Raw genomic sequence first — 19,752 nt, 5'->3', positions numbered from 1 at the left:
TTCGGCGCTCGCGTCACGCGCATGCGTGGCGCGTGACGGGTCGTGAACGCCCTCGTAGGGCGCGTGTTCGGTGTGATGGGAAAGTATTGAGCAAGCGCCTGCTTTGTGGCACGCCCCGGTGCGGTGGCGAAAGTTGCCGCACCACGCGGTGCGGGGCATGCGGTGGGTTCGCCGGGTTCGGTGGAGTCGACGAATTTTTTTCGCGGCGCGGAATCCGCGTCGCGCGTGCGCACGGCTCCGCGCGAGTCGAGGACGTGGACAGGGGAGGGCAAGGGCTCCGAACCGGGTGGCGCGGACGAGCCGAACGAGCCGTCGCCCCCGTCACATTCCGGTCCTCTAGCGCGGGGGCGACGGGAGGGGCGCGCGCGGCGGGGGTCTACCATCCTTTGTAGTAGTAGTCGCGCCGCACCGGTCGGAAGGGGCGCCGGGGCGGACGGAAGTCCGGCGCGGGCGCACCCGTACCACCGGGACGAGTGCACTGCTGGTCGATGCCGGATGCGATGCACAGCGTGCGAGGAGAGACAGTGCGGATTGGGCAACAGCCGGGTGGCGATGGTGCGCACGGCTCCTCCGCGACGGCGCTGGCCGACCGGTTCACGGGTCCCGGCCTACCGTCCCGGCTGATTCGACGGGTACTGGCCTACGTCGCGCTCACCAAGCCCAGGGTCATCGAGCTGTTGCTCGTCGCCACGATTCCGACCATGCTGCTGGCCGACCGCGGCACCGTCGACATCCGCCTGATCCTCGCGACGCTGTTCGGCGGCTGGATGGGCGCGGCGAGCGCGAACACGCTCAACTGCGTCGCGGACGCCGACATCGACAAGGTCATGAAGCGCACCGCCAAGCGGCCGCTGGCCAGGGACGCGGTGCCGACCCGCAACGCGTTCGTGTTCGGCGTCGTGCTCGGGTTGGGCTCGTTCGCCTGGCTGTGGTGGCAGGCCAACCTGCTCAGCGGCGTGCTCGTCGTCGCCACGATCCTGTTCTACGTCTTCGTCTACACGCTGGGCCTCAAGCGCCGCACCTCGCAGAACGTGGTGTGGGGCGGCGCGGCGGGCTGCATGCCCGCGCTGGTGGGCTGGTCGGCGGTGACCGGCGGCATCGGCTGGCCCGCCATCGCGCTGTTCGGCGTCATCTTCTTCTGGACACCGCCGCACACTTGGGCGCTGGCCATGCGCTACAAGGAGGACTACCGCGCGGCGGGCGTGCCGATGCTGCCGGTGGTTGCCACGGAGAAGACCGTCACCAAGCAGATCGTCGTCTACACCTGGCTGACCGTGCTCACCACGCTCGCCCTGGTGCCCGCCACCGGCGTGATCTACGCGGCCGTGGCGCTGGTGGCCGGAGCATGGTTCCTGCTCATGGCGCACCAGCTGTACGCGGGCGTGCGGCGCGGCGAGTCGGTGAAGCCTCTGCGGCTGTTCCTCCAGTCGAACAACTACCTGGCCGTGGTGTTCTGCGGCCTCGCGGTGGACTCGGTGCTCGGCTGGGACACCGTCGGCAGCTTCTTCAGCTGAGCGCGCCGACGTAGCCGTCCGGGCGGACGAACACCCGGGTGCCCTCGGCCGCGGCGTAGGCCGCGTGGGCATGCCCGTCGACATCCACCACGTGCGGCCCTTCCACCTGCTCACCGGGACGCACCACCGCGTACGCGTGCGGCCCGGCTTCCGCCTGGGCGCCGAATGACAGCACCGTCGCGTGGGGCCCGCGGAACAGGTCGAACAACCGGACGGGCCGTCCGTGCTCGTCTTTCACCGGCGCGTCCGGCGCCCGGTCGCCGACGGCGAACCAGCCGCGCTCGGCCGGGTCTCGATAGCTGATGTCCAGTTGCTGGGTCTCCGCTCCGCGCTCCATCGCGTCCTCGTCGCCGTCGACCAGTTTGTCCAGCAGTTCGGAGCTGAGCCCGAGCACCTTGGCGGCCACGGTCCTGCGCTCGGCCTCGTAGCTGTCCAGGAGCGTGTCGTCCCCGGCGAGCGCGGCGGCCAGCTTCCAGCCGAGGTTGTAGGCGTCCTGGATGCCGGTGTTCATGCCTTGGCCGCCGGTGGGCGGATGCGCGTGCGCGGCGTCGCCGGCCAGGAACACCCTGCCGTCGCGGAAGCGCTGCGCCAGGCGGATATTCGGGCGCCACACGGTCACCCAGGTCAGGTCGGTGAGGGTGACGTCGTCGCGTCCGCAATAGCGGTCCACGTATTCCTGGAGCAGCTCGAGGCTCGGCTCCGCGTCGCCGGTCAACGGGGCGGCGAATTGGAACTGACGCCCACCGGGCAGCGGGGACAACGCGATGCCACGCATCGGCTCGTCGGCGGCGGCGAACCAGTAGCCGACCTCGTGGTCGAGCGCGTCGGCGCGCACGTCGCCGAGCAGCATGCGCAGCGATTCGTCGGTGCTGCCCTCGAACGGGATGCCGAGTGTCTTGCGCGCGGTGCTCTTGCCGCCGTCCGCGCCGATCAGGTAGGCGGCGCGCACGGTCTCCGGCGTGCCGTCGTGTTCCAGCGTCACGGTGACGCCGTCGTCGTCCTGTGTGAAGCCGGTCAGCGCGGTGTCCAGTTCCACGTGCACCCCGAACTCGGCGAGCCGCTCGCGCAGGATGGCCTCGGTGCGGGACTGGCCGAGCACCCACAGGTTCGGGTAGGGGACGGCGGGCGTCGGCTCGACCGGTTCGCTCATTCGGCGTTCGGTGACGAACTCGCCGCCCAGATGTACGCGCATCACCGGTGTCGGCATTCCGGCCGCCAGCACCGCGTCCAATACCCCCAGGTCGTCGAACACTTCCAGGGTGCGCGGCTGGATGCCGTCGCCGCGCGAGCCTGCGAAGAAGGTGGCCGCCTTGTCGACGATCCGGACCGGGATGTCCCGGCGAGCGAGATCGAGGGCGAGGGTGAGGCCGGTGGGTCCGGCGCCCGCGACGAGAACGAGCTGTGCCATGACGTACTCCTGATGAATCAATATTCACTGAATGCATATTCAGTGTCATGCTTGGTACGTTGCGTTGTCAAGGAGGTGAGGTGGGTGTCGCTGAGTCGCAAGGAGAAGTCGGCCGAAACCGAGCAGGTGTTGAAGGCCGCCGCGCTGCGGTTGTTCGCCGAGCGCGGCTACCTGAACACCAAGATCACCGACATCACGACGGCCGCGGGACGGGCGGCCGGGTCGTTCTACAACCACTTCGCGAGCAAGGAAGAACTGCTCCAGGCGCTGCTGAGCGATCTGGCCGCGGCAGGGGACGAGCGCGCGGAAGGACCCGATCACAACCCGGATTTCAGCGATCCGGAGGCGGTGCGTTACCACGTCGCGGGGTATTGGACCTTCGCGCGGGAGCACGGGCCCGTGCTGCGCGCGGTGAATCAGGCGGCCCTGGTCAACGAGGAATTCGCGCAGATGGTCGCGCGGTTCGGCAGACAACAGCGGGCGGACATCGCCGACCATGTCGAAGGATTCGCCGACCGGGGCCTGCGGCTGCCGAGCACGCCCGACGCCAGCCTCGCGATGATGTTCATGCTCACCCAGAGCCTGCTGGCCGCGGTGGAAGAGGGGAGCGTCGAGCTGACCGACGAACAGGCCGTGGAGGGCCTGACCCGGTTCATCTATCGCGGTCTCACCGGCCGCGACTACTGAGCGGGCGGGGGACGGCCCATCGGACCGTCCCCGCCCGTGGCTCACGGCAGCAGGACGATGGAACCGGTGGTCTTGCGGCCTTCCAGGTCGCGGTGTGCCCGCTCGGCGTCGGCGAGGGGGTAGGTCGCGCCGATCCGGATGTTCAGCGTGCCTCGCGCGATGGCGTCGAAGACGTCGCCCGCGCGCCAGGTGAGTTCGGCGCGGTCCCGGATGTAGTGCATCAACGTGGGACGGGTGACGAACAGCGAACCGGCCCCGCCCAGCCGTTGCAGGTCGAACGGCGGCACCGGGCCGCTCGCGCCCCCGAAGAGGGCGAGCGTGCCCCGCACGCGCAGCGCGGCCAGACTCGACTCGAAGGTCGCCGCGCCGACGCCGTCGTAGACCGCCGCCACGCCGACGCCGTCGGTGAGCTCGCGCACGCGACCGGCCAGTCCGTGGCCGTAACGCAGCACCTCGTCGGCTCCCGCCGCGCGCGACAGTGTCTCCTTCTCGTCGGAGGACACCGTCGTGATCACCCGGACGCCGCGCGCGTTGAGGAGCTGGGTCAGGATCAGCCCGACCCCGCCCGCGCCCGCGTGCACGAGCACCGCCTCCCCTGGCTCGGGCCGGTAGATGGACTCGATGAGATAGTGCGCCGTCATGCCCTGCAACAGTGCCGACGCGGCCACGGGCGGATCGACGCCGTCCGGTACCCGGATGGCGACGGCGGCGGGCACCGCGACCTTCGGGGCGTAGCTGCCCGGGGCGGCGGCCCAGGCCACCCGGTCGCCGACCGCGAACTCCGTGACATCCGAGCCGACCTCGGCGACGACGCCGGTGCCCTCCGCGCCGGGAACGTAGGGGACGTCCTGCGGATAGCGCCCGGTACGGATGTAGGTATCGATGAAGTTGACGCCGATCGCCTGTGTGTCGACCAGGAGCTGGTCCGGTCCGATCCGCGGATCGGGCACCTCCACGTACTTCAGGACCTCGGGACCACCGTGTTCGGAAACCTGAATGGCGTGCATGAGATCCAGTTCTACACCCGAGCGGCGGGCACGCTGCCTACCGGTCGGTAAACTGCGTGCCATGAGTTCTGAAACCGCCACGGCGCCGCAGAAGCTGTCGGGCGCCCTCGTCGAGTCCGTCAAGGGGTTCGTCGCCGATCACGGACGTTCCGCCACGGCCGTGCTCCAGCCGATCGGTCGCGCTGGTGTGCGGGTCACCCTGGTCGGTTCCGACGGTGTGCTCGGTGACCGGGTGGTCCCGGACCTGGAGACGGCCAAGGAACTGGTCGCCACGATCGACGGCCTCACCGAGGCCGACGAATGGGATCGTGAGCTCACCTCGATCGTCACCCCGCGCAAGGGGCACTGGGCCAAGATGGCGGGCTGGGTCGCCAAGCAGGCCCGTTTCCCCAAGGCGCGCAACGAGAAGTGATCGTTGCGTAGTCTGACGCTGCTCGGCCGGATCGGCGCGGTGCTGATCGCCGGGTGGACGGTGCTCGCCGCCGTGGCGGCTCCGGCGGCCGCGCAGGCCCCGAACGCGTTGCGCGCCTGTACGCCCGGCGACTATCCGCCGTACTCGATCAGGGACGACGCGGGCGAGCACCGCGGGGTGGACGTCGATCTCGCGCGGGGTTTCGCCGCGCTGCTCGGCCGTCCGATCGAGTTCGTGCCCGTCACCTGGGCGACGCTGAAAACCGACTTCGCCGAAAGGAACTGCGACCTCGCGGTCGGAGGTATCTCCGACCTGCCGTCGCGGCGCGCGTTCGCGGACTTCTCGATCACCTACGGCACCGACGGCAAGGCCCCGATCACCCACCGCGCGAACGGCGCGGCGTACTCGACCGTCGCGGAGATCAACCGTCCCGGTGTTCGCGTGATCGCCAATCGGGGCGGGACGAACGAGGATTTCGCGCGCAAGAACTTCCCCGCCGCGCAACTCACCTTGTGGCCGGACAATCTGACGATCTTCGGTGAGATCGAGCAGGGCCGCGCCGACGTGTTCGTCACCGATTCGGTCGAGGGCCGCTACCGCGTCCGTCAGCATCCGGACCTGCAGGTGCTGCATCCCGAAGCGCCGTTCGACTCGTTCGGGAAAGTGCTGTTGGTGCGCAAGGACGATCCCGTTCTGGCGGCCTTACTGGACGCGTACTTGACCACCCAGCTCGCGACGGGGGCGGTGGATCGGTTGTTCGACCAGTGGATCGGGCCGAACGCCCCGGTGGGCTGAGTAGGGTCGCTGTCTACGGCCGATTCGGTGCGGCCCCGTCCCGGCGTGGATGCTCGAGGAGCGCTTTCCAGGCCGCCTGCCAGGGGAAGAGGGGCAGGCGCGCCTCTCCGGTGCCCCGCTCGTGCGGCTCGCCCTCGCCGATCACGATGGTGACGCCCCACTCGGACAGTTTGCGCATCCCCTCCTGGATCGCGGGAAAGCCGATCTGCGCCCGGTTCGAGTACGGCACGCCGACGATGGGCAGGCCCTTGCCGAGCCCTTCGACCAGCAGACCGAGCAGGAGCGTATCCGAGATCCCCGCAGCCCATTTCGCGATCGAATTGCCGGTGAGCGGTGCGGCGATGATGCCGTCGGCGGGTGGCAGCACATCCGGTGTGCCGGGTTCCTTGTACTGGCTGCGCACGGGATAACCGGTCTGCGCGCGCAGCGCGTCGACGTCGATGAACCCGGTGCCCGACGGCGAGGCGATGACGCACACCTCCCAGCCGTCGGCCTGGGCCAGGGCGATCAACTTGCCGACATCGCGGGCGGGGGGCGAACCGGTCACGAGGGCGTACAGCACGGGATTTCCGTTGGCGTCCACGACTTTCATGGTGCCATGCCGACGGGAGCGGTTGGATGGCACGGGAAGCATCACTCCACCGCCAGTGGACCGGTCAGCTCGCGGCGCCCGGTTGCGCTGATTCGTTGCGAAGTATGGCCTTGTGCACCTTGCCGGATGGAGTCAAGGGAAGGTTGGGCATGATGATGATTTCCTTGGGGACCTTGTAATCCGCGATTCTGTCCGCGCAGAATCGTTCGAGGTCGCCTTCGGCGAGCCGAGCGTCCGGCGTGAGGACAACGTAGTAGCGGCCGATCTCGCCGAGCACCGGATCGGGTACACCGATACCGGCCGCCATGAGGACCTGCGGGTGCTCCGCCAGTATGTTCTCGACTTCGATCGGGTAGATGTTGTATCCGCCTTGGACGAACATGTCCTTGGCCCGGCCGTGCAGGGTGATCAAGCCGTCGTTGTCGGTCCAGGCTATGTCGCCCGTGCGCAGCCAGCCGTCGCTACCGATGGCGTCGGCCGTTTCCGCGGGCATGTTGTGGTAGCCCGCCATGACCGAAGGGGTTCGGAGCAGGAGTTCGCCGGCTTCGCCGATGGCGACTTCGGTCCCGTCGGCATCGGCGATCTTGATCTGCACGTTCGGAAGCGGTCGGCCGATCGCGCGCACGGTCGACTCCATGTCACTGCCCCACGGGGTCATCACAACTGCACCCGAGGACTCACTGAGCCCGTAGAGGTTCATCACGGTGGCGTTCGGAAAGAATCTGGTCAAACGTTCCAGCAAGGCTGGTTCGGCGTTGGCGCCGCCGGTGACCACGAGCCGAACCGCGGCTGTGTCCACCGTGGTGAACCGAGACCGGTCGAGTAGCAGAATGTGCATGGTCGGTACTCCGACCCAGATCGTGAGGTCCGCTGAGTGGAACAGGTCGGCGACGGCCGCGGGCTGGAACGTCGGCAGCAGCACGGTGCGGGCGCAGGTGACCAGCGCGGCGAGTACGCAACAGGTGATGCCGCTGACATGGTTGAGCGGCACGGCGACCGGTAGCGTGTCGCCAGGTCCGAGCCGCATGTGCTCCGCTTGTGCGGTAGCGGCTGCGAGTTGGCCGCGATGCGTCTGCACCGCACCTTTGGGCCGGCCGGTTGTCCCGGACGTATAGATGATCATGACCGGATCGTCCTCGCGGACCGCGTCCTTGGCTTCAGCGAGCGCCACGGTGTCCGCCGATGTCGACCAGAGCTCATCGAGCGGGTGGTCGCCGTCGGCGCCGAAGGTCACTACGGCTTCCAGCTGCGGAAGACGATTTCGCAGGCCGGCCAGCATCTGCAGAAAGTCGATTCCCTCACTGGACGGCACGGTGACCACCGCTCGGGACCCGGAATCGCCGAGGATGCGCGCGAACTCGGTCTCCCGGTATCGGACGCTGAGCCCGACCACCACCGCACCGATTTTGGCCGCTGCGAAGTACACCGCTAGCCACTCGGGTGTGTTGGGCCCGTTGACGGCGACGCGATCACCCCGCCGGATGCCCAGCCGCAGCAATCCGCTGGCGACCCGGTCCGACCATGCGTCCATCTCAGCGAACCGGATCTTCCGGTCGTCCGCGATCCAGCCGACAGCATCTGCGGCAGTAGTGGCCGCCCCATGGAGGACGTCGTGAATACGCTGCACCGGTGCACTCCTCTCGTTACGCGTTCGACGCGAGATGCGTGGTGAGAAACTCGATCTGATCGGCAACGATCCGATCGACAGCCGGCGGATGGTAGACGGTGAAGTGGTCGGCGTCGTAATGCTTCAGGGTTGCCCGTGGTGCGGTGGCGGCCACCCGCCCCGCGATGGCGGGGTCGATGAGATTTTCTCGATCGCAGGCGCACACCAGCAGCGGGCAGCGCACGCGCGGCGCGGCGGACGCGGCGTTGTAGAACAACATGCCCAGTCCCGAGGCCGCCGTGATCCGGTTGTCGAAGCCGTAACCCGGTGGCGTCACCGACTGCCACCCCTCGAGAGCGCCGGGCTGGTTCACGAACGCCAGGTCCCCTGGCTTTCCGACCAAGGGGACGTAACGGCGCGACCGACCGAGTGCGGCACGCACCAGGTCGGACGCGATCGGAACCGTGAACCGCAACAGATGCCGCACCCCCGCCCGTGACACCACGGCTCGCCCACTGAAGACCGGACACTGAACCACCGCCGCACGAAGGTCGTCGTGGCGTGCGGCTGCGGCCAGCACGTGGCTGGCGCCGAACGACGTGCCCCACAACGCGATCCGGTGAGCGTCCAGTTCGGGGCGGGAGCGGGCGAAAGCCACGGCGGCGTCGACATCCTCGGCGTAACGGCGCTGACTCACCAGCTGGCGCGGCATGCCGCCTGATTCTCCGAGGTGGCGGAAGTCGAAGGCCACCACGGCAAGACCCGCGTCGGAGAACCACTTCTCGTACTGGGCCAGCATCATGTCGTGCGTGGCGCCACCGCCGTGGACGAGCACCACGGCCGGATGCGGACCTGGGCCGTCCGGAAGCGTCAGCCACACCGCGCATTCGTCGCGGCCGGAAGGGAAGGTGGTGCGAATGGTCATGACACCTCGATATAGGTACGTTGTACGTGAACATGCTCAGTTAAACACGTACGTTGTACTTAAACAAGGAGAAGTATGCCCGCCCCCAGGAAATTCGCGCGCGAGCAGCTGCAAGCCGCGGCACTGGCCTTGGTCGACGACCATGGCCTGGCCGGGTTGACCATGCGCAGTCTCGCGTCGGCGCTGGGCACCGGTGCGATGACGATCTACAACTACGTCGATGGACGGGAAGGTTTGGAGCAGCTCGTCACCGAGGCCGTCATGGCCGAAGCGCACTGGGCCGCCACGCCGTCCATGGACTGGGATGACGAGGTACTTGCCGTCGCCGAGGGAATGTGGCGCGCCGTGCGCGCACATCCCCATGCGATCCCACTGATTCTCACTCGGCGCAGCCTCGACCTGGCGACCCTGCGGCCAACCGAAGCCCTGTTGCAGGCGCTCGCGCGTAGCGGCAGATCAGGAACCGCGTTGCTGGTGGCGTTCCGCGCGGTGTCCGGCTTCATCACCGGATACGCGCAAGCCGAACTCGTCGGCCCGCTATCCGTGGCGCGCGACGAGGACCTCACGACGATCACCGACCGGATCGCGGCATTGCCGCCCGAGCAGTTCCCCAAGCTCATCGAGATCGCGTACGCCGCCGCCTCGAGCGACCCGACAGCCGAATTCCGGGCCGGGATGCGCATAATCCTGGCAGGACTCGAGACCTAGACGTCCGCCAGCCAACGGGTGCGGCATCGGATGCCGCCGGACCTGCGTTCGGATGTCGCCCATCTCCGGTCCGCCGAGGCCGGACGCGTGGTACCTGAAACCTGTTGTGGCCGCTGCATATGTTGCCCGGGGTATGGGTCAGGAGGGGACCGCGCCGATGCGTTTGGCGAGGCGGCCGAGGTCGCCGGTGGTGAGGTTGCGGTGGGCGGTGCGCATCATGTGGCCGACGAGTTCGCGGACGTGGGTCATGCCGCGCACTTGCTGGGGGGCGATGTGTTCGGCGCGCAGGAGGGCGTGCAGGGAGTTGTGGTAGTCGCGGCGCAGGGCGTGGGCTCGGCCGATCTCGACGAAGTATTGGGCTCTGCGGCCTTCGGCGGGGATGGTTTGCGGGTCGAGGGTGGGGGCGAGTTCGAGGACTCGGCCTGGTTCGCGTTTCTCCATTGCCGCTGACATGCGCCAGAGGATCACGTTCGTCGCGTCGAAGGTGGGGTTGCGCAGGAGGGTGTTGTTCGCGTCGGCGTGCTCGAGTCGAGCGACCTGCTCGTCCGCCTCGTTCAAGTGGTCGGCCGGGTCGCCGCCCAGCGCAGCGGTGACGAGCGCGGCTTGGAGATGCAGCATGCCGTAGGTCTCGATTTCCTCGACCGAGCGCACCTCCGGCGCGAGCCGCTCGGCGGTGGTCTCGGCGTCCTGAAGTGCGGTGGGCAGGGTGCCGGGGCGCCCCAGGAGCGTCTGGCTCCGGGTGTAGGCGGCTGTCGCCGGCCCAGATGTGCCCCCGATCTTCTCGGTAGCGCGCTCGATTTCCTGCGCGGCTGTCCACGCCAGTGCTGGATACCCGCGCCGCGACGCCGATTGTGCCGTGAGATAGGCGGCCGCCGCGAGGGCGTCCCAGGCGCGGTCCCGGTCGATGCCGGTCGCGTCCCGAGTATGGCGGTAGCAGTCCGTCAGTAGAGGCGCGAGCATTGGCCCGAGCTTCGCGTAGTCGCATGCGCGCCGCAGTTCGGCCGCGTACTTCGTCGCGGCCGTGAGTTCGTCCAGGCTTCGTGGTGGGCCGTCCACCGTGGTGTTCCCGTGCGTCCAGAGCGCGGTTTCGATGGCGGGCACCGCGGCGTGGAACCCGGCCGACGACGGGTCGAACCGATCGTGCTGATCGCCGGTCAGATCACCGACCGCGACGCCGAGTGCTTGGGCGAGGGCGTGCAGGGTCCGCCGCGAGTCGATGGGGCGCTCGCCGTTCTCGTATTTGGCGATCGCGCCCCGGCTGACGCCGACCCGATCGGCCAGCACTTGCTGCGAGATCCCACGGCGCGCGCGAATGGCACGCACCTGTCGGCCGATGTACCGGCCCTCGTCGTTCCCCTGACCCTCGCTCATCGGCTCTCCCTCGCCGGATGCTGATCGAAACCTCATGCTAGACGCGCCGCCAGGTGTCCCGCACCGGGACAATGCGGGTTCGGCAGCCCGCCAAGCTGTCGCGAGCACTCGCCCTCGGGACGGGCACGTCGGTGCGCGCGACAACGGTTGCGCTCCAGGCGCGGGTGCTCACAACGCGATGAGCAGGGGAAGGCAAACGTGATGCGGGGAGTGGCAGTCGATTTCGCGTGGAACGACACGTTCGTGAAGCGGCATGGTGACGCGATCGCGACGGTGGCGACCGGTGATCGAAACGAATTCGGTGCGATTCGCGCGGTGTCGTCGTCCGCGCCCGGCTCCACGCTATCCCTAGCGGATCACCTGGGTCGCAACGGTTTCCGGGCGCGAGCCGTCCAGTGCCACGCACATCGACTCCACCGTCGCCGCCCGCGACGCACCGATAGCAACCGACCGCGCCTCGACGTGATGCCGTCGCGACCGCTGCGCGGACACGATCGGCGCGCGACGGCCTCGCACCGCGTCGGTGATCCCGGCGCGGCGGGGCGGGAGGGCACGCGGTGAGCGATCTGTGCGATCCGGCGGCCGACACCCCGGCCAGCCGGTGCCGTTTCTACCGGCAGTGCGGGCTTCCGGCGGCCGTGCAACCGGAACTCGGCCGCATCGTCGTGCCCGCGGGCAGAGTCGGCGCGATCACCATGCCCGCTCGGCTCGGCCAAGAGGTGAAGGCGCTGCTGCAGGTCCGGCGGTCTGCGCTCGGGCCGATCATCTCGCATCCACGCTCGAAGCGCTGGACCTATTTGGTGCGGCCGGACCTGCCCGACGAAGTCGGCTTGTTCGCCGAGCTGTTCCGGCTGGACGTGTCGGTCGCGCGCTGCGGCGCGCAGATCGCCCTGCCGTCGCCCGCGGACCGGTCGCCGTGCTTCCGGGTCTGGGTCGAACCGCCGCGCGATACGTTCCGGCCGTCGGGTTCGGTCGTCGTCGCGGCGATCCGGGTACGCGCGGGACGCCGGTGGTGACCGGGCCGCAGCAGCGGTCGCCGCGCCCGGAAGAGCCCGATGTCCATGTGTCGGTCCAATTCCACGACGTGCGTCTGAACTTCGTGGCCTGTGCGAGCGCTGCCGCACTCTTCGTCCAGGAGTGGCGCGCCCGCCACTACGAGGACGCGGCCACGGTGCTCCCGGGCGATCCGACGGGCCTGCCCCGCCTGCCGAACGAGCGGTTGTTCCTCGACCCGTGAGCAGCGCTCGGCCTGGCAGCGCACGCGGCGGCGTCCGAGCGCCGAGCCGGACTCGGCGGGGTGACGCGCTGCCCGTGCAATCGGGACCCGGCCGCATCATCGTGCCCACTCGGCTGGGTCAGGATGCGAAGGCGCTGACGCAGGTCCGGCGGTCCGCGTCCGGTTCCCGTCCTGGCCCAACTCGTCGCGTCACCCTGTCCGCTTATGGGCGGTCCCGGTTGCGCCGCTTATGGGCGGTCCCGGTTGCGCTTTTCCTCAGCGCTGCGTTCACCGGGCCGACGGGCGCGCGGCGGACATGCTCACCGCGCTTCCGGTGTTCTCGGCGCTGCCCGGCGTCCGATCTGTCGGCCGGTCTTCCGTCGACCGCCCCGGTGTACTCGGAGACGGATCGTTGTGTCCAGGTCGAGCGCTGGCCCCGCCGCACCTAGGAAGTCGAGGTTTGCCGGGCATATCGGCCGCCGTGCAGATGTGCGGGGCGGTGTCCTAGGTGTCGCGGCGCGCGTTCTACTCGTGGGAGGTTTTCGCCGCCCGTTCCCGCCGGATGAGCGGATACCAGTGGTCTCGAGCACCACCCCGGCGCTGCCATTCCCGGCAGTTCGGACGATCGGACGGCGACCGAACCCGAGTCGAGCGCGGGGCGCGAGTGCCCGCTGAGCAATCCATCGGCGGCGTTTGCGCGGATGCCGCGACACCCGCGCGCGGAGCGATACCCTTGAGCAGGGTAATTCGACGTCAAGGAGCTGATGTGGAACACCTGCGAGGCAAGGGCGCATCGTGTGTAGCCGCCGTCTGACCGGCAACGGCTGACTCCGAGCTACCGATGCGCGAACCGATCGATCTCGCCGATTCGGCGGAACGGACCCGTGCGGCGCTCGCCGCCGCCGTGGCGCGATTCTCCGAGGCCTGGGCGTCGGGATTCCCGCCCGATCTGTCCTCCTATCTGCCCCGCGAACCGGCCGATCGGCACACGATGCTGATCGAATTGATCAAGGTGGACCTTGAGTTCCGCTGGCTTCGCTACCACTTCCCCAAACGGCTGATCGACTACCGCGCGGAATTCCCCGAGCTGCGCAGCGCTCCGTTCCCGGCCGATCTGGTCTACGAGGAATTCCACGCCATGCGCCGCAGCGGCCGCCGCGACGCCGCCGATTCGGACGGCACCGCCACCGCGACGGCGGCCGATCCGGAGCTCGACCGGATCACCAGCGACTACCGCAGCACGATGATCGCTCGTCCCAGCGCCCAGGTCGCGCTCGACGCCATCGACGTCGGCGATCGAGTCGACGATTTCGACCTCCTGATGCGCATCGGGGTCGGCGCCTTCGCCCAGGTGTACCTGGCGCGGCAGCAGTCGATGCAGCGACTGGTCGCGGTCAAGATCTCGCACAACCACGGCAACGAGCCGCAGACGCTCGCCCAGCTCGACCACGAGTACATCGTGCGCATCTTCGACCAGCGACTCATCGCCGACGGCGAGCTGAAACTGCTCTACATGCAGTATCTGCCCGGCGGAACGCTGCTCGACGTGCTGCGCTTGTCGCGTACGACGCCGCCCGAACGTCGCAGTGGGCAACTGCTGCTGGACGCCATCGACAAGGTGCTCGCCGACAAGGGCGAGGTGCGGCCGACCGAGTCGGCTGTCCGGACCAGGATCGCCGGACTGACCTGGCCGGAGACCGTGGTGTGGCTGGGGCGGCGGCTCGCGGACGCGCTGGAGCACGCGTCCGAACGTGGGGTGCTGCATCGCGACATCAAACCGGCGAACGTGCTGCTGAGCGCCGAGGGAATTCCGAAGCTGGCCGACTTCAACGTCAGCTTCAGCAAACGTGTCCGGGGCACCAGCCCGTTGGCGTACTTCGGCGGGTCGCTGGCATACATGTCGCCGGAGCAACTCGAGGCCTGCCACCCCGACCTGCCCGCGACCGCCGTGGAACTGGATACGCGAAGCGACATCTTCGCGCTCGGCGTCATGCTGTGGGAGTTGCTCACCGGGCGCCGCCCCTTCGCGGACGAGACGTCGGCGGGCGATTCGCAGACGTCGCTGGCCCGCATGATCGCACTGCGGCGCAGGCCCATCGGTCCGGCGTTCCTGTCGGAGCTGCCCCCGGACTGCCCCATGGCGCTGCGGCGCGTGCTGTTGAAATGTCTGTCGCCCGACCGTGCGGACCGCTACTCGTCCGGCTCGGAATTGGCGCAACAACTCGACCTGTGCCTGGAGCAGCGGGCCCGCGATCTCGTCTATCCGCCCCCGGACAGCTGGCGCGCACGGCTCGCGAGCAGGCCCACTCCGGTTCTGTGGTTGTCCTCGCTGGTCGGTGTCGGCCTGGCGACGATCTACATGGCCGTGCACGTCCAGGACCTGATCAGAGAGCGCCTGCCCGATGCGACCAACTCGCAGCTCAACATGGGTGTGTACGTCTTCGTCCTCATCGCCTGCCCGCTGTCCATCGTGATCTACGCGTATATGTCGCGTGATCTGCTCGCGATTCCGCGCGGCTTGCGCGAGGGCAGACGCTACGACGAGGCACTGCTCGCGCGAGTGCGGTCGCGAACATTGTTCTGGGGGGACATGTGTGCGCTGAACACCTTTCAGACCGGGATTACGGCAACGGTGACGGGGGTGTTCCTCTGCCTATGGCTCACCGATCTTCCGGCGCGACTGGTGATCCACGCGGCGATGACCGTTTTCATGGCGGCTGTCATCTCCGTCGCCTACACGTTCTTCCTGTCGACGTTCTACATCGTCCGCTGTGTCTATCCGATCTATTTGCGTTACAGCCGCACGACGGCGCACGACTTCGGCGTCATCCGCACGCTGCGCCGCAGAACCACGATCTATCTCGCGGTCACGGCGTCCGTGCCACTGGTCGGGGTGCTGGCCGGATTCAGCCTGCTCGAACCCGAGGAACTTCCGTTGGTGCGCGATTCGGTCCTCGGGTTGTGCGCGGTCGGCGGGCTCGCGTTCGTCGCCGTGTACTGGCTGTTCCGCACGCTGGACGCGGACTTGCGCGCGCTCCAGCGGGTGGTCCAGGCGTCAGCGGCGGACGTGGACTGATCCGCGCGCACGCCCACGACCGCTGTCCTACCGCTCACGGCAGATCACCACCGGGCTCGCGGCGTGATGCAGCAAGTTCTGGCTCGTCGATCCGAGGACGAGTCCGGTGAGGCGGTTGTGCCCACGACTGCCGGTCACCAGCAGTTGGGCTTTCTCGGCGTGTGCGAGCAGCGCCTGCGCGGGCGTGTTCTTCTCGACCACTTTGGTGACCGTGACGTCCGGGTATTTCTCGCACCATCCGGCCAAGCATTCGGACAGTAGTGCCTCCTCCTGCTGAGCCAGCACATCCCACGCGTCGGGCACCGGGGTCCACTGCAGCAGGTCCGGGTCGTTCCACGCGTGCAAGGCGGTCACTTCGACGCCGAGTGTGGACGCCAGCTCGAACGCCTCGCCGAGCGCCGCGGAACTACCCGGGCTCCCGTCGACGCCGACGAGCACGGGCCGCTCGTCCGGCTGTGGCCGGTCGAGCCTGCCTCGCCACACGGTCACCGGACAGGCCGCCTTGTTCGCGACCGTGAGCGCGGTCGATCCCAGCAACAGCGTGGAGAGCCGGTCCTGGTGTTTCGCCGCGACGACGACCATGCGCGCTTCCGCGCTGTGCTTGATCAACTCGCGCGCGGGCGAGCCGTCCTCGACGGTCCGGTGGATCTCGATGTCCGGCTGATCGGCGCGCACGGCGTCGAATGCCTCCTCGACCTTCTGCTTCGCCGCCGCTCGGAGTTCGGGTAGCAGATTGACCTCGGCCAGAGCGGAGGAGGTCATGGGGTGATCGAGGGCGGGAACCACGCCCAGCAGCACCAGCGTGGCGCGCTGCCGATTCGCGACGGCTCCGGCCCAGCGCGCTGCACCCACAGCGGTCGGGCTGCCGTCGATTCCGACGACGATCGACTGACGGTCGGCTGGTGTGCTCATTTCGTCTCCGTTTGCGGCTGCGACAGGATCGTCTTCCACATTCGCAGCGGGGACCCGGTCCGCACCGGGGGCGGTGGCCCCTGATGGTCGGGACTTAAGACCCTCACCGGGCGGAATTCCCGGCCGAGGCCGGAGCGAGCTACCGAGCGAATCGGGCGATCGCCCGCAGGACGGCGGCGCTCATGGCCGTGCTGCCCGTGTGCCCGGAATCGTCGATGACCTGTAGTTCCGCGTCGGGCCACGCCTGGGCCAGCTGCCAGGCGGTATACAGCGGGGCGCTCAGGTCGAGTCGGCCGTGGATCAGCACGCCGGGAATGCCCGTGAGCCGGTGCACGTCACGTAGCAACTGCCCGTCCTCCAGCCAGGCCGCGTTGGCGAAGTAATGCGTGCAGATTCGCACGAAGGCCATTCGCGCCGCGTCCGGCTTCGCGCTGTATTGCCCTGGGCTGCCGAGGTTCTCGTGCGCGATCACCGCGTCCTCCCACGCGCACCACCGCCGCGCCGCCGATTCGCGGGTCGGCGCGTCGGGGCTCTCGATCAGTCGGTGATAAGCGTCGACGAGGTCGCCGTGGCGGTCGGCGAGGGGAACGCCGGTGCGGAAGGTCTCCCACTGTGCGGGCAGGAGTTTCGCGACATCGCGGTAGAGCCAGTCGATCTCCTCTTGCCGGGTCATGGTCACCCCCACCAGCATGATCTCGCTGACCCGCTCGGGGTAGCGCTGGGCGTAGGCGAGGATCAGCGTCGATCCCCAGGAACCGCCGAAGAGCAACCACCGGTCGATTCCGAGGTGTTCGCGCAGACGTTCCATGTCCGCGATCAAGTGATGCGTGGTGTTGTGCGTGAGGTCGACCGACGGGTCGGAGGCATGCGGCAGACTCTCGCCGCAGCCACGTTGATCGAACAGGACGATTCGGTAGGCGGCCGGGTCGAAACTCTTCCGCGAGCCGCGCCGCCCGCCGCCGCCCGGTCCGCCGTGCACGACCAACGCCGGTTTACCGTGCGGGTTACCGCTGGTCTCCCAGTAGACGCGCTGTCCGTCCCCGACGTCCAGAAGCCCGCGGGCATACGGCTCTATATCGGGAAAAGGCTGCGGCGCATCGGATTGCTGCTCGGGCGTGGACACGGTCGACCACACTACCGCCGAGCGACCAGGTGATCTGGTGTTCGGCAAGCGGGCGCTGCCGGGCCAGGGTAGGTCGGAATCGTGATCGGACCCGGCCGGATGATGCACGCCCCGCCGCTGGTGTTCGGCAGGTCGGCCCGGCTCCGGACATGGCGGCGGTGACGCACGTCACCCCGCGGTTTCGTTACGAAGAGCGGGTCGGCGACATCTTGTGTTCGTCCGGTGCGGCAGCACGGGACATCGGCAGTGAGGGGTCCTCCTCGCTGCGCTCGCCACTGCAGAAAGAACGGAAGGACATCATGAGCAAGGTCTGGTTCGTCACCGGCTCCTCTCGCGGTCTGGGCCGAAACTTCGTCGCGGCCGCGTTGTCTCGCGGCGACAAGGTGGCCGCGACCGCTCGCAGTACCGAACATCTCGCGGAATTGGTCACCGCCTACGGCGACGCGGTGCTCCCGCTCGAGCTGGATGTGACCGACAGGGCAGGAGTCTTCGAGAGCGTGAAGCATGCCCACGCGCATTTCGGCCGCTTGGACGTCATCGTGAACAACGCGGGTTACGGGCTACTCGGCGCGGTCGAGGAACTGACCGAGCAGCAACTGCGAGATCAGTTGGAAACCAACTTCTTCGGCACGGTATGGGTCGTCCAGGCCGCGCTGCCATATCTGCGGGAGCAAGGGAGAGGGCACATCATCCAGATCTCGTCGGTGGGTGGTCTCGCCGCCTGGCCGCTCGGTGGTGCGTACCACGCTTCCAAATGGGCGCTGGAAGGCCTGAGTGACTCCCTCGCCCAGGAGGTCGCCGGCTTCGGTGTCAAGGTGACCTTGGTCGAACCCGGCTCCTACGCGACCGACGGCGCCGCCGGAGCGGTCCACGCCCAGGCCGACCCGCGCTACGAGGGACTCCGCGCGGCGTTCGCCGCCTACGCGCAGAGCCTCGATTCCGGCGACCCGTCCGCCGCGGGCCGGGCGTTGCTCGAGATCGCGGACTCCGCCAACCCGCCTTTGCGCGTGTTCTTCGGTTCCGGGGGAAATCAAATCCTTCCGCAGGTCTACGCCGACCGGCTCGAGACCTGGGCGGAGTGGAAGGAGCTTTCGGCGGCGGCTCAAGGCCACACGCCCGCAGCCTGACTCGGTGCGACGCGACCGGCCTGCAGAACCCCACCTGGACACGTGTTCCGGGTGGGGGAGGTGCACCCGCGGCGTCACAAAACGGCGGGCACCCGCGTCTAGTGGGTGGAACAGCGGGGTCCACTCGACCCCATTCCGGTACGGCTCGCGAAGCGGCGTGAGCATCGAAGCGAAGGAGTGCGAATGTCGGTCGTCAGGTCTCCGCGTCAGCGGTTTCGATGGTGGCAGGTGCTCGTAATAGTGCCGGCTCTGCTGGTGGTGAACATGGCGGCGCCGGCCGGGGCCGAACCGAGCGGAGCCCGAGCGCCCGATTCGACGTTTCTCGCAGAGGGGCAGTACGTCGAGACCGCGACGGCACGTTTCCACTACCGGAAAGCGGGCGAAGGACCGCCGCTCATTCTCCTGCCAGGCGGCTCGCTGTGGTCCTATACCTATCGCGACATCATTCCGGCTCTCGCCACCGCGCACACCGTGTATGCCGTCGACCTGCCCGGCAGCGGGTACACCGTGCCGCACGATGCCGACTTCGGATACGACGTGGGGGCCATGTCGGACGCGTTGCGGCAGTTCATGTCCGCGGTCGGGATTACCCGCGCGTCCATCGTCGCGCACTCACTGAACGGTTCGGTCGCAGTGGATTCGGCCGCACGGCATCCCGAACAGGTCGATCGTCTGGTCCTCATCGCGCCGCTCGTGTTGGACACCGACCTCAACATGAACATGCGGCTGATGCGCCAGCCCGGTGCGGGCGAGCTCGCCGCCTCCGTCATGACCGAGGAGATCTACGTGGCGGGCCTGCGCGGGGCCTACGCGCACCCGGAGATTCTCACCGATGAGCTGGCGGACACGTATTGGACTCCGCTCAGCCGCACGGAGAACCGGACCGCGATGTGGAAGCAGCCGCGCACTCTCGATCTGGCCGTAGTACAGCGAGAATCGAGCGCGATCGAAGCCGACACGCTGATCCTGTGGGGCGAGAACGACCATGTCGTCGACCTGTCACAGGCTCGGCCGCTCGCTCAGCTGATCCCCCACTCGACACTGCGGATCATTCCGGGCGCCGGACACAATGTCCATGAGGACGATCCCGCCGCGGTCGCGCTCGAACTGACCGGATTCCTCGCACCGCGCTAGCTCACACCCGTGGCGGGGGGGGGGGGGGCCCCCCCCCCCCCGCCCCCCCCCCCCCCCGGGGCGGGGGGGGGGGGGGTGGGGGACGCGGGGGGGGGGGGGGGGGGCCCCGCCGCTATCGGCACAGCACACCACAGAACAA

At 68.5% G+C, this 19,752-nt stretch carries 18 protein-coding genes; 10 read left to right on the top strand and 8 right to left on the bottom strand.

The annotated features are described in order from the left end of the window. Positions 1 to 524 precede the first annotated feature (524 nt). Positions 525 to 1,514 (top strand): heme o synthase, encoded by a 990-nt coding sequence (locus ACL03I_RS34390; RefSeq protein ID WP_355070787.1) that lies wholly within the window; start codon positions 525 to 527, stop codon positions 1,512 to 1,514. Here ACL03I_RS34390 and ACL03I_RS34385 read toward each other — a convergent pair. After that, positions 1,507 to 2,922, bottom strand: a complete 1,416-nt coding sequence (locus ACL03I_RS34385; protein WP_412808036.1) for an FAD-dependent monooxygenase — start codon at positions 2,920 to 2,922, stop codon at positions 1,507 to 1,509. The genes ACL03I_RS34390 and ACL03I_RS34385 overlap by 8 nt on opposite strands. Positions 2,923 to 3,006: 84 nt before the next feature. Between ACL03I_RS34385 and ACL03I_RS34380 the strand changes: the two genes are divergently transcribed. Then, positions 3,007 to 3,609: a TetR/AcrR family transcriptional regulator gene (locus ACL03I_RS34380; RefSeq protein ID WP_356961802.1), complete on the top strand. Its 603-nt coding sequence runs from the start codon at positions 3,007 to 3,009 to the stop codon at positions 3,607 to 3,609. A 41-nt stretch (positions 3,610 to 3,650) separates the two neighbouring features. On the opposite strand, the gene ACL03I_RS34375 is transcribed toward ACL03I_RS34380, so the two are convergent. Then, entirely contained in the window at positions 3,651 to 4,616 is a 966-nt protein-coding gene (locus tag ACL03I_RS34375; RefSeq protein ID WP_355071051.1) for a quinone oxidoreductase family protein, read from the bottom strand. A 61-nt stretch (positions 4,617 to 4,677) separates the two neighbouring features. On the opposite strand from ACL03I_RS34375, the gene ACL03I_RS34370 reads away from it, so the two are divergent. Further along, entirely contained in the window at positions 4,678 to 5,028 is a 351-nt protein-coding gene (locus ACL03I_RS34370; RefSeq protein WP_355070793.1) for a hypothetical protein, read from the top strand. A 3-nt stretch (positions 5,029 to 5,031) separates the two neighbouring features. After that, positions 5,032 to 5,823, top strand: a complete 792-nt coding sequence (locus ACL03I_RS34365; RefSeq protein WP_412808035.1) for a transporter substrate-binding domain-containing protein — start codon at positions 5,032 to 5,034, stop codon at positions 5,821 to 5,823. 13 nt (positions 5,824 to 5,836) lie between these two features. On the opposite strand, the gene ACL03I_RS34360 is transcribed toward ACL03I_RS34365, so the two are convergent. The 3 genes from ACL03I_RS34360 to ACL03I_RS34350 all read right to left on the bottom strand — a co-directional run bounded on the left by ACL03I_RS34360 (position 5,837) and on the right by ACL03I_RS34350 (position 8,946). After that, on the bottom strand, positions 5,837 to 6,406 hold the full coding sequence (locus ACL03I_RS34360; protein WP_412808034.1) for a flavoprotein: 570 nt from the start codon (positions 6,404 to 6,406) through the stop codon (positions 5,837 to 5,839). A gap of 73 nt (positions 6,407 to 6,479) precedes the next feature. Further along, a complete protein-coding gene (locus ACL03I_RS34355; RefSeq protein WP_355070799.1) occupies positions 6,480 to 8,042 on the bottom strand; it encodes a class I adenylate-forming enzyme family protein in 1,563 nt (520 codons plus the stop codon). 16 nt (positions 8,043 to 8,058) lie between these two features. Beyond that, positions 8,059 to 8,946 carry an alpha/beta hydrolase gene (locus tag ACL03I_RS34350; RefSeq protein ID WP_355070800.1) on the bottom strand — a complete coding sequence of 296 codons (888 nt, stop codon included), beginning with the start codon at positions 8,944 to 8,946 and terminating at the stop codon, positions 8,059 to 8,061. 75 nt (positions 8,947 to 9,021) lie between these two features. Here ACL03I_RS34350 and ACL03I_RS34345 point away from each other — a divergent pair, with 75 nt between their 5' ends. Then, positions 9,022 to 9,654, top strand: coding sequence for a TetR/AcrR family transcriptional regulator (locus ACL03I_RS34345; protein WP_412808033.1), 633 nt, complete (start codon positions 9,022 to 9,024; stop codon positions 9,652 to 9,654). 138 nt (positions 9,655 to 9,792) lie between these two features. Here the strand turns inward: ACL03I_RS34345 and ACL03I_RS34340 are convergent, their stop codons facing one another. Continuing rightward, positions 9,793 to 11,025: a helix-turn-helix domain-containing protein gene (locus ACL03I_RS34340; protein WP_364431263.1), complete on the bottom strand. Its 1,233-nt coding sequence runs from the start codon at positions 11,023 to 11,025 to the stop codon at positions 9,793 to 9,795. A 557-nt stretch (positions 11,026 to 11,582) separates the two neighbouring features. On the opposite strand from ACL03I_RS34340, the gene ACL03I_RS34335 reads away from it, so the two are divergent. The 3 genes from ACL03I_RS34335 (at position 11,583) to ACL03I_RS34325 (ending at position 15,317) form a co-directional block, all read left to right on the top strand. Beyond that, a complete protein-coding gene (locus tag ACL03I_RS34335) occupies positions 11,583 to 12,041 on the top strand; it encodes a DNA-directed RNA polymerase subunit beta (RefSeq protein WP_067801851.1) in 459 nt (152 codons plus the stop codon). Beyond that, positions 12,038 to 12,262 (top strand): hypothetical protein, encoded by a 225-nt coding sequence (locus tag ACL03I_RS34330; protein ID WP_364431257.1) that lies wholly within the window; start codon positions 12,038 to 12,040, stop codon positions 12,260 to 12,262. Before ACL03I_RS34335 ends, ACL03I_RS34330 begins: the two co-directional genes overlap by 4 nt. An 820-nt stretch (positions 12,263 to 13,082) precedes the next feature. Next, positions 13,083 to 15,317, top strand: a complete 2,235-nt coding sequence (locus ACL03I_RS34325) for a serine/threonine-protein kinase (RefSeq protein ID WP_412808032.1) — start codon at positions 13,083 to 13,085, stop codon at positions 15,315 to 15,317. Positions 15,318 to 15,344: 27 nt separating this feature from the next. Here ACL03I_RS34325 and ACL03I_RS34320 read toward each other — a convergent pair whose 3' ends face one another. Beyond that, positions 15,345 to 16,229 (bottom strand): universal stress protein, encoded by an 885-nt coding sequence (locus tag ACL03I_RS34320; RefSeq protein WP_355070811.1) that lies wholly within the window; start codon positions 16,227 to 16,229, stop codon positions 15,345 to 15,347. A gap of 139 nt (positions 16,230 to 16,368) precedes the next feature. Beyond that, positions 16,369 to 17,352, bottom strand: a complete 984-nt coding sequence (gene pip / locus ACL03I_RS34315; RefSeq protein WP_412808031.1) for a prolyl aminopeptidase — start codon at positions 17,350 to 17,352, stop codon at positions 16,369 to 16,371. A gap of 296 nt (positions 17,353 to 17,648) precedes the next feature. Here pip and ACL03I_RS34310 point away from each other — a divergent pair, with 296 nt between their 5' ends. Both ACL03I_RS34310 and ACL03I_RS34305 read left to right on the top strand, forming a co-directional pair. Beyond that, the gene (locus ACL03I_RS34310) at positions 17,649 to 18,479 is read left to right on the top strand and encodes an SDR family NAD(P)-dependent oxidoreductase (RefSeq protein WP_412808054.1); all 831 of its coding nucleotides are present in this window, start codon (positions 17,649 to 17,651) and stop codon (positions 18,477 to 18,479) included. A gap of 183 nt (positions 18,480 to 18,662) precedes the next feature. Continuing rightward, positions 18,663 to 19,613 (top strand): alpha/beta fold hydrolase, encoded by a 951-nt coding sequence (locus tag ACL03I_RS34305; RefSeq protein ID WP_412808030.1) that lies wholly within the window; start codon positions 18,663 to 18,665, stop codon positions 19,611 to 19,613. Positions 19,614 to 19,752 lie beyond the last annotated feature (139 nt).

Source organism: Nocardia sichangensis (assembly GCF_047200615.1).
Taxonomy (GTDB): Bacteria; Actinomycetota; Actinomycetes; order Mycobacteriales; family Mycobacteriaceae; genus Nocardia; species Nocardia sichangensis.
This window is presented reverse-complemented; position numbering and strand designations above follow the sequence as displayed.

Coding starts and splice junctions, on each gene's coding strand:
- ACL03I_RS34375 (WP_355071051.1), bottom strand. CDS start 4,616: ATGCACGCCATTCAGGTTTCCGAACACGGTGGTCCCGAGGTCCTGAAG.
- ACL03I_RS34370 (WP_355070793.1), top strand. CDS start 4,678: ATGAGTTCTGAAACCGCCACGGCGCCGCAGAAGCTGTCGGGCGCCCTC.
- ACL03I_RS34340 (WP_364431263.1), bottom strand. CDS start 11,025: ATGAGCGAGGGTCAGGGGAACGACGAGGGCCGGTACATCGGCCGACAG.
- ACL03I_RS34320 (WP_355070811.1), bottom strand. CDS start 16,229: ATGAGCACACCAGCCGACCGTCAGTCGATCGTCGTCGGAATCGACGGC.
- ACL03I_RS34305 (WP_412808030.1), top strand. CDS start 18,663: ATGTCGGTCGTCAGGTCTCCGCGTCAGCGGTTTCGATGGTGGCAGGTG.
- ACL03I_RS34345 (WP_412808033.1), top strand. CDS start 9,022: ATGCCCGCCCCCAGGAAATTCGCGCGCGAGCAGCTGCAAGCCGCGGCA.
- ACL03I_RS34325 (WP_412808032.1), top strand. CDS start 13,083: ATGCGCGAACCGATCGATCTCGCCGATTCGGCGGAACGGACCCGTGCG.
- ACL03I_RS34350 (WP_355070800.1), bottom strand. CDS start 8,946: ATGACCATTCGCACCACCTTCCCTTCCGGCCGCGACGAATGCGCGGTG.
- ACL03I_RS34385 (WP_412808036.1), bottom strand. CDS start 2,922: ATGGCACAGCTCGTTCTCGTCGCGGGCGCCGGACCCACCGGCCTCACC.